The following is a 7,470-nucleotide window of genomic DNA, read 5'->3' as shown; positions in this document are numbered from 1 at the left end:
TCCCGAACTCAGCAGTGAAACGATGCATCGCCGATGGTAGTGTGGGGTTTCCCCATGTGAGAGTAGGTCATCGTCAAGATTAAATTCCGAAACCCCAATTGCGAAAGCAGTTGGGGTTTTGTTTTGTCCGCAGGAAAGTGGCGTTACAAAAAAAGGAATAGCCCGACGGCTATCCCGAGGGCCAGCAGTACCGTTAGTGAAACTTCGGCAGCACGAATTCAGCGATCTCTTCAATAACTTCTGCAACCGGTCGCTCGCTACGGCGCAGATGTAAGCCAACATGCTGAACACCCGCATCACGCAGCGCCTGAAGCTCATCAACCAATGCCAACCGTCCACAACTGCCACCGAAACGCACACGTCGCATCGGCGCATGAGGATTGGCGGACAGATCCAGGTGAACGAAGCTGATGTAGGGTTTATCGCCGCCGACTTCCTGCCACAGTCCCACTCGGCGTCGATGCTCATCCGGAGTCCCCGGATAGGCGAGCCAGCCGTCCATGTGTTGGCCAATCCAGGCAGGGGATTGTTGACCAAGCCCTGCAACCAGCAATGGCACCGGCTGATCTCGCTCCGGCAACAGACGAACACCTTCGGGCAAGCGGCCTTCACCTTGGCTGTGCAATAGCTCAACCGTGTCGCGAAAAATCTCTCCACGCTGATCGTAATCCACGCCAAACAACGGATATTCCATTGGCCGATCACCACTGGCCACACCCAGTAACAGGCGCCCGTCACTTAGTTCATCAACACTATTGGCGGCCTTGAGCGTTAGCCAGGGCTGACGCAACGGCAGCACAACCGCCGCCGTGCCCAGCATGATGTTGTCGGTAATCCCTGCCAAATACCCAAGGTAGGAAAAGGTTTCAAAGACCTGTGCAGCATCGCCGAAGTTGGGGTCATAAACCGGCACATCACGTACCCATAGTGCTCGAAAACCGGCGTTGTCGGCCAATCGCGCCATCGCAGCGTGTTGCTTCAAGTCAGGGACACCGAAAGGCCGCTCCTCCTTGATCCGTAGTCGCTGTCCATCGCTGGACCAATCGTTGTCCAGCGGCAATTCCAGTCCGATGGAGAATCCATTAGAGCCGAGTAATCGTTGAAATCGTGGATGCATGAAAAGACTCCCAAACAACAAGATGGAATGACATGCACTCAGTATCTACAGGCCTATCTGCAAGAAAAATGCATCAATCGGAATATCAATCTTGAGCAAAACGCACGAGTCTGCGAAAAAGCCGATTATTGTTTTGGCCCTGAAGAACAACCCTTAGAGGAAATCGCACTAAAGTGACCGCACGGTTTTTGGTATGGTGCAGCTCGTTTTTTCACGGACTGATTTCAAGCCTACGGATCGGCACCCCCTTTTTAGTCAAAGAGCTGCTGCAGAAATGCCCGAACCGATACCCATCAAGGACCACGAAAAAGAGACGCGTCTGGTCAACAAGCGGCTGATCGCCTGCGCCTTGTTAGTCGCCGCCATTTCCTGCGCACTGGTGGTGCGCATGTATGTGTTGCAAGTGGTCGAGTACGACTATCACTCGACTATCTCCGAAAACAACCGTGTACATGTCCTGCCGATCACCCCGACAAGAGGGCTGATCTACGACCGTAACGGTGTAGTCCTCGCTGACAACCGCCCCAGCTTCAACCTGACCATCACCCGTGAACGTGCCTCCGATGTAAAAGAGGAACTTGATGAGGTGGTCAGCCTCCTTCACTTGCCCGCCGAGGACCGGACGCTGTTCGACAAGGCAATGAAGCAGGCGCGTCACCCGTTCGTGCCGGTCACGCTGTTCTACGAGCTCAGTGAGCAGCAAATCGCGGTACTCGCGGTCAACGAGTTCCGCCTGCCGGGAATCGATGTCGAGCCCCAATTCGTCCGGCATTACCCGATGGGCGCGCACTTCGCGCATTCGATCGGCTACGTCGGTCGAATCAACGAAAAAGAATCCAAAGCCCTCGATACGGTGGAGTACCGCGGTACCCAATCCATCGGCAAGACCGGCATCGAGAAATTCTACGAGTCCGAATTGCACGGCCAAGTGGGTTACGAAGAAGTCGAAACCAACGCCCAGGGCCGCGTACTGCGGGTGCTCAAGCACACCGATCCGATCCCCGGCAAAAACATTGTCCTGAGCCTGGACGTCAAACTCCAGGAAGCGGCCGAGGAAGCCCTTGGTGATCGTCGTGGTTCAGTGGTCGCGCTCGACCCGTCGACCGGTGAGGTGCTGGCCATGGTCAGCAAACCCAGTTTCGACCCGAACCTGTTCGTCACCGGCATCAGCTTCAAGGAATACGCGGCGCTGCATGACTCCATTGATCGGCCGCTGTTCAACCGCGTCCTGCGCGGCCTCTACGCGCCGGGTTCGACCATCAAGCCTGAGGTGGCCATTGCCGGCCTCGATGCCGGCGTGGTCACCCCGCAGACCCGCGTCTTCGACCCAGGTTATTACCAACTCCCGGACTTCGATCACAAATACCGCAACTGGAACCACAGCGGCGACGGTTGGGTGGACATGGACGCGGCGATCATGCGCTCCAACGACACCTACTTCTACGACCTGGCCCACAAGCTGGGCATTGATCGCTTGCACGACTACATGGCGATGTTCGGTCTCGGCGAGAAAGTCTCGCTGGACATGTTCGAAGAGTCTGCCGGACTGATGCCGTCCCAGGCCTGGAAACGGGCCACACGCCGTCAGGCATGGTTCCCGGGTGAGACAGTGATCCTCGGCATCGGCCAGGGTTACATGCAGGTCACGCCGCTGCAGCTGGCCCAGGCCACCGCGCTGATCGCGAACAAAGGTGTGTGGAACAGGCCGCACCTGGCCAAGACCGTGGATGGTGTAGCGCCGGTGGACGAGCATCCGATGCCGAATATCCTGCTCAAGGACCCGCGTGACTGGGAGCAGGTCAACCACGGCATGCAAATGGTGATGCACGACGCTCGCGGGATTGCCCGGGCTGCCGCGCAGGGTGCCCAGTACCGCATCGCCGGCAAGAGTGGTACCGCGCAAGTCGTCGCGATCAAACAGGGCGAGCGCTACAACCGGGCGAAAACCCTGGAGCGTAACCGCGACAACGCGCTGTTCGTCGGCTTCGCTCCGGCGGAACACCCGAAGATTGTCATCTCGGTGATGATCGAAAACGGTGAGGCCGGTGGTCGCGTCGCCGGCCCGGTCGTGCGGCAGATCATGGACGCCTGGTTACTCGATCAGGACGGCCATCTCAAGCCGCAATACGCCACGCCGAGCAAAGCCCCGGGCGATCCTCACGTGTAAGTGGAAGAAGCTTCACAGCACAGGCTCACGAATACTGAGCATGTGCTGGAAGCTTTCGAGGAACACCGTTTCGGCCTGACTCATCTTCTGCTCGCGGTTCCACAACAGCTGTATATCGAAATCCACCACCCCGTCTTCCGGCGGCAATCGCCAGAGCAAACCTTGCTCGACATCCCGGCGCACCAGGTGCGTCGGCAAACACCCGATGCCGTATCCCGCGCAGATCAAGCGGTAAATCTCCTCGAAGCTCGTCGATGACGCGACGATCTTTCCAGTAAAACCCTGCTGGTCGCGAAACAGGGTCAAAGGGGACAGGTTGCCGCCAAGCTGGTCACTGGTGAAGCTGACAAAGTTTTCCGCCGCGAGCTGTTCAAGGGTCAGATTCTCCTGCCCGAACAGCCGATGACGCTGTCCGCAGAAATACGCATAACGCTCACGAAACAGCACTCGTTGCTCCAGCCGTGGCTGCGGCAAACGGCACAGGCCAACGCCGATGGTCGCGGTCTTTTGCAGCAGCGAGCTGATGATGTTCGAACTGCCCATCACCTCGACTTCCAACTCGATCTTTGGGTGGGTTTCGTGGAAATCGGCGAGGAACTCATCGTAGTGTCGCGCCTGCACGCCGCTGACCGTGAGGATGCGAATCTTGCCCACCACGTCGTCGTGACGACTCTCCACCACCGTGCCCAGTCGCGAAATATCCCCGTAGATATCCGCCGCAATCCGCAGCACTTCTTCCCCGGTTTCGGTCAGGTCAAACCGTCGCCCGCTGCGGGCAATCAACACACATTCCAACTGTTCCTCCAGCCGTTTAAGCGCTTGGCTTACGGCCGATTGCGTGATGTGCAAGCGCGCTGCAGCACGGCTCATGCTGCCTTCCTGGCCGATCACCAGGTAGGTGCGCAACAGGTTCCAGTCGAGCCGATCATTTAGAAAGCGTCGGCCAACCCAAGGGTTAGTTGAGGTCATGACAATTCCATGTAGTAGCAGAACTAATAGTAAAGATAAGAATTTGAAAATTGACTAATCCTGGCACGGAAGCGATAAAGCCAACAAGCGCCACAGAGTGCAACCGTCAACAGCCTTCAGTACCTGCCCAAAACTATAAATACACAGGGTCCTTGCATGCACACTACCCCTCAACCGCGTCGAGCGGCGGCGGCAGCCTTCATTGGCACGACCATCGAGTTCTACGACTTCTACATCTACGCCACGGCCGCGGCGTTGGTGCTCGGGCAAGTGTTCTTTCCCAGCAGCGACCCGGTGATGAGCACGCTGGCAGCCTTCGGCAGTTTCGCCGTCGGCTTCATCGCCCGTCCCATGGCCGGCATGGTGTTCGGTCATTTGGGTGATCGCCTCGGCCGCAAGAAAATGCTGCTGGTGACCATGGCGCTGATGGGCCTGGCGACCGCCGGCATCGGGATGTTGCCCAGCTATGCCAGCGTCGGCATCTGGGCGCCGATCGGGCTGATCGTTCTGCGTTTGATCCAGGGCATTTCGGTCGGTGGCGAGTGGGGCGGGGCGGTGTTGATGGCCAGCGAACATGCGCCGGCCAAGCGCAAAACCTTCTACGCGTCTTTCGCCCAACTCGGCAGCCCGGCCGGTCTGCTGCTGGCGTTGATTGCCTTTCGTCTGGTCACGTCCCTGGAACCGGAAGACTTCCTGGCCTGGGGCTGGCGTCTGCCGTTTCTCGCCAGCGGTGTGCTGATGATGGTCGGCTTGATGATCCGCTCCGGGGTTCACGAGTCGCCGGAATTTGCCAAGGCACGGGACAACAACGAGACCGCTCAATACCCGGTGAAGGACGTGATCCGCACCTGCTGGCGGCAGATCCTGTTCGCCGCTGCGGCCGTGACCATCGGCTCGGCCGGGTTCTTTTTCACCAACACTTTCATGATCACCTACGTCACCCAATACCAAGGCATCGCGCGCTCGACGATTCTTGATTGCCTGTTCCTGGTGACCATCATCCAGTTGCTCTCGCAACCGCTGTCCGCGTTGCTTGCCGAGCGCATCGGCGAAGGGCGTTTCCTGAAACTCGTCGCGCTGCTGTGCATGGTCACGCCGTATCCGATGTTCCTGCTGGTAGGCACACAAAACATCGTGCTGATGACCGTGGGCATCGCCCTTGCGGTGGTGATTCTCTCAGCGCTGTACGCGGTGATCGCCGGTTACATGACCCAAGCATTCCCGGTGCATCTGCGTTACTCGGGCATTTCCATCGCTTACCAACTCAGCTGCGCGCTGGCCGGCGGCACCACACCGCTGATCGGCACGCTGCTGGCAAGCAAGTTTTCCGGACAATGGTTGCCGTTGGCGGTGTTCTTCACCTTGCTCTCGGCCCTGTCCTTGATCGGTGTTTGCGGCCTGGCTCGCCTGCGCGCTAGCCCGGTCGTCACCCACGCTGCTAAAGAGGTGTATTCGTGAGTAAACCTGAACACATCGGCCAAGTTGAATGGCAAGCCCGTTGCGATCTGGCGGCGCTGTATCGCCTGGTGGCGCACTTCCGCATGACTGACCTGATCGACACGCACATTACCCTACGGATTCCGGGACCTGAGCATCACTTCCTGATCAACCGTTACGGGGTGATTTTCGACCGCATGCGCGCTTCGGATCTGGTGCGTATCGATAAGGACGGACAAGTCGTCGATCCCGCTTACCAGGGGCACCGAGTCAACCCAGCCGGTTTCGTCATCCACTCGGCGATCCACATGGCCCGCCCGGATTTGAACTGCGTGATCCATACGCACACCGCTGCCGGCATGGCCGTCGCCGCGCAGAAGCAAGGCCTGCTGCCGATCAGTCAGCACGCGCTGAAGTTCTACGGCAAGTTGGCCTATCACACCTATGAAGGCATCGCGTTGTCACTGGATGAGCGCGAGCGCTTGATTGCAGATCTGGGACCTCACCGGGCGATGATTTTGCGCAATCACGGCTTGCTGGTCGGCGGTTCCGGTGTGGCCCAGGCGTTCCAGGAGATTCACTTTCTGGAGCGCGCCTGTCAGGCGCAGGTCGCGGCACTGGCCGGTGGCTCGGCGCTGCATTACCCATCCCCGGAAGTCTGCGCACACACCGCCGAACAGTTTGACCGTGATGAACAGGACAACATCATCGACCTGGCCTGGGAGGCCGCTTTAACCCTGATCGAATCCCAGCGCGAGTCCTATCTCTCATGAACACCGTGGTTCTGCTGTCACGCGACACTTTGCTGCTCAAGCAATTGCAGGCCGCGTTTTCCCGCAACGCACCGCAACTCACCACTGTACTGGCCGATGATCCACAAGCGGCCAACGCGCAGGTTGCCGCGTGCTGGTTTCCCTTGCCGGGCAGCCTGGCCGCATTGCCAAACCTGCAGGTCATCCACTCGGTCGCGGCGGGCATCGATCACCTGGAACACGACCCGTCGTGCCCGGATTTGCCCGTTTGCCGGGTGGTCGATCCGGGTCACCGGCAAGGCATGACCGAGTACGTGCGCTGGGCGGTGATTCACTATCACCGCCGCTTCGATCAGGTACTCGATCAGCAACGTGAGCAGCATTGGGAGCGACCGATGCAACGGGCAGCGGGGCAGTTCAAGGTCGGTGTCATGGGCCTCGGTTCGTTGGGCAGTGCCATTGCCCTCGATCTGGCCGCCGCCGGTTACGACGTTCGCGGCTGGGCGCGCCGAAGCAAGGATTTACCGGGAGTGCAGACCTTCGCCGGTGCACAGCAACTGAATCCGTTTCTGAACGGTCTGGAACTGCTGATCAATCTGTTGCCCCTGACCAGCGAAACACGGGGCATCCTCGGCAGTGCAACGTTTGAACACCTAGCCAATGGCGCCGCGATTGTGAATTGTGGTCGTGGTGGTCATCTCGATATCGATGATCTGGAGCACGCGTTGAAACACGGAAAATTGCGCGGCGCTCTGCTCGATGTTTTCGAGCAGGAACCCCTGCCGGTCGACCACCGTCTCTGGACAATGCCCGGCGTAACGATCACTCCACACATGGCCTCGGCGGCCTCGCACGACTGTATCGCCGAACAAGTAGCGGAGAACTTTCGCCGATTAAATGCTGGTGAACCGCTATTGAACTGCGCCGACCGGACACTCGGTTATTAATCAGTAACTGCCTTGCGAACTCGCCCATTCAACCGGGCGAGACATAACAACAATCCTCACTACGAACGTTTTACTGCCAGT

The 7,470-nt window shown here is 58.7% G+C and carries 6 protein-coding genes and 1 rRNA gene; 5 read left to right on the top strand and 2 right to left on the bottom strand.

The genetic code is table 11. The annotated features are described in order from the left end of the window. Positions 1-79 (top strand): 5S ribosomal RNA (rrf, locus tag ACRC4F_RS20920); the annotation flags it as partial. Between the two features lie 114 nt (positions 80-193). On the opposite strand, the gene ACRC4F_RS20915 is transcribed toward rrf, so the two are convergent. After that, positions 194-1,117, bottom strand: a complete 924-nt coding sequence (locus tag ACRC4F_RS20915; RefSeq protein WP_438661054.1) for a TIGR03571 family LLM class oxidoreductase — start codon at positions 1,115-1,117, stop codon at positions 194-196. A gap of 274 nt (positions 1,118-1,391) precedes the next feature. Between ACRC4F_RS20915 and mrdA the strand changes: the two genes are divergently transcribed. Beyond that, positions 1,392-3,284: a penicillin-binding protein 2 gene (gene mrdA, locus ACRC4F_RS20910; protein WP_438661053.1), complete on the top strand. Its 1,893-nt coding sequence runs from the start codon at positions 1,392-1,394 to the stop codon at positions 3,282-3,284. Between the two features lie 12 nt (positions 3,285-3,296). On the opposite strand, the gene ACRC4F_RS20905 is transcribed toward mrdA, so the two are convergent. Next, on the bottom strand, positions 3,297-4,253 hold the full coding sequence (locus ACRC4F_RS20905; RefSeq protein ID WP_438661052.1) for a LysR family transcriptional regulator: 957 nt from the start codon (positions 4,251-4,253) through the stop codon (positions 3,297-3,299). Positions 4,254-4,409: 156 nt separating this feature from the next. Between ACRC4F_RS20905 and ACRC4F_RS20900 the strand changes: the two genes are divergently transcribed. Genes ACRC4F_RS20900 through ACRC4F_RS20890 form a run of 3 tightly spaced genes read left to right on the top strand, consistent with a single transcriptional unit; the run spans position 4,410 to position 7,389 of the window. Next, positions 4,410-5,711, top strand: a complete 1,302-nt coding sequence (locus ACRC4F_RS20900) for an MFS transporter (RefSeq protein ID WP_438661051.1) — start codon at positions 4,410-4,412, stop codon at positions 5,709-5,711. Beyond that, a complete protein-coding gene (locus tag ACRC4F_RS20895) occupies positions 5,708-6,463 on the top strand; it encodes a class II aldolase/adducin family protein (RefSeq protein WP_438661050.1) in 756 nt (251 codons plus the stop codon). The genes ACRC4F_RS20900 and ACRC4F_RS20895 overlap by 4 nt, the downstream gene beginning before the upstream one ends. Further along, positions 6,460-7,389: a 2-hydroxyacid dehydrogenase gene (locus ACRC4F_RS20890; RefSeq protein WP_438661049.1), complete on the top strand. Its 930-nt coding sequence runs from the start codon at positions 6,460-6,462 to the stop codon at positions 7,387-7,389. The genes ACRC4F_RS20895 and ACRC4F_RS20890 overlap by 4 nt, the downstream gene beginning before the upstream one ends. Positions 7,390-7,470 lie beyond the last annotated feature (81 nt).

The organism is Pseudomonas sp. (assembly GCF_051660785.1).
Lineage (GTDB): Bacteria > Pseudomonadota > Gammaproteobacteria > Pseudomonadales > Pseudomonadaceae > Aquipseudomonas.
Note: the sequence above shows the minus strand (reverse complement) of the source record. Positions and strands in the feature narration are given on the sequence as shown.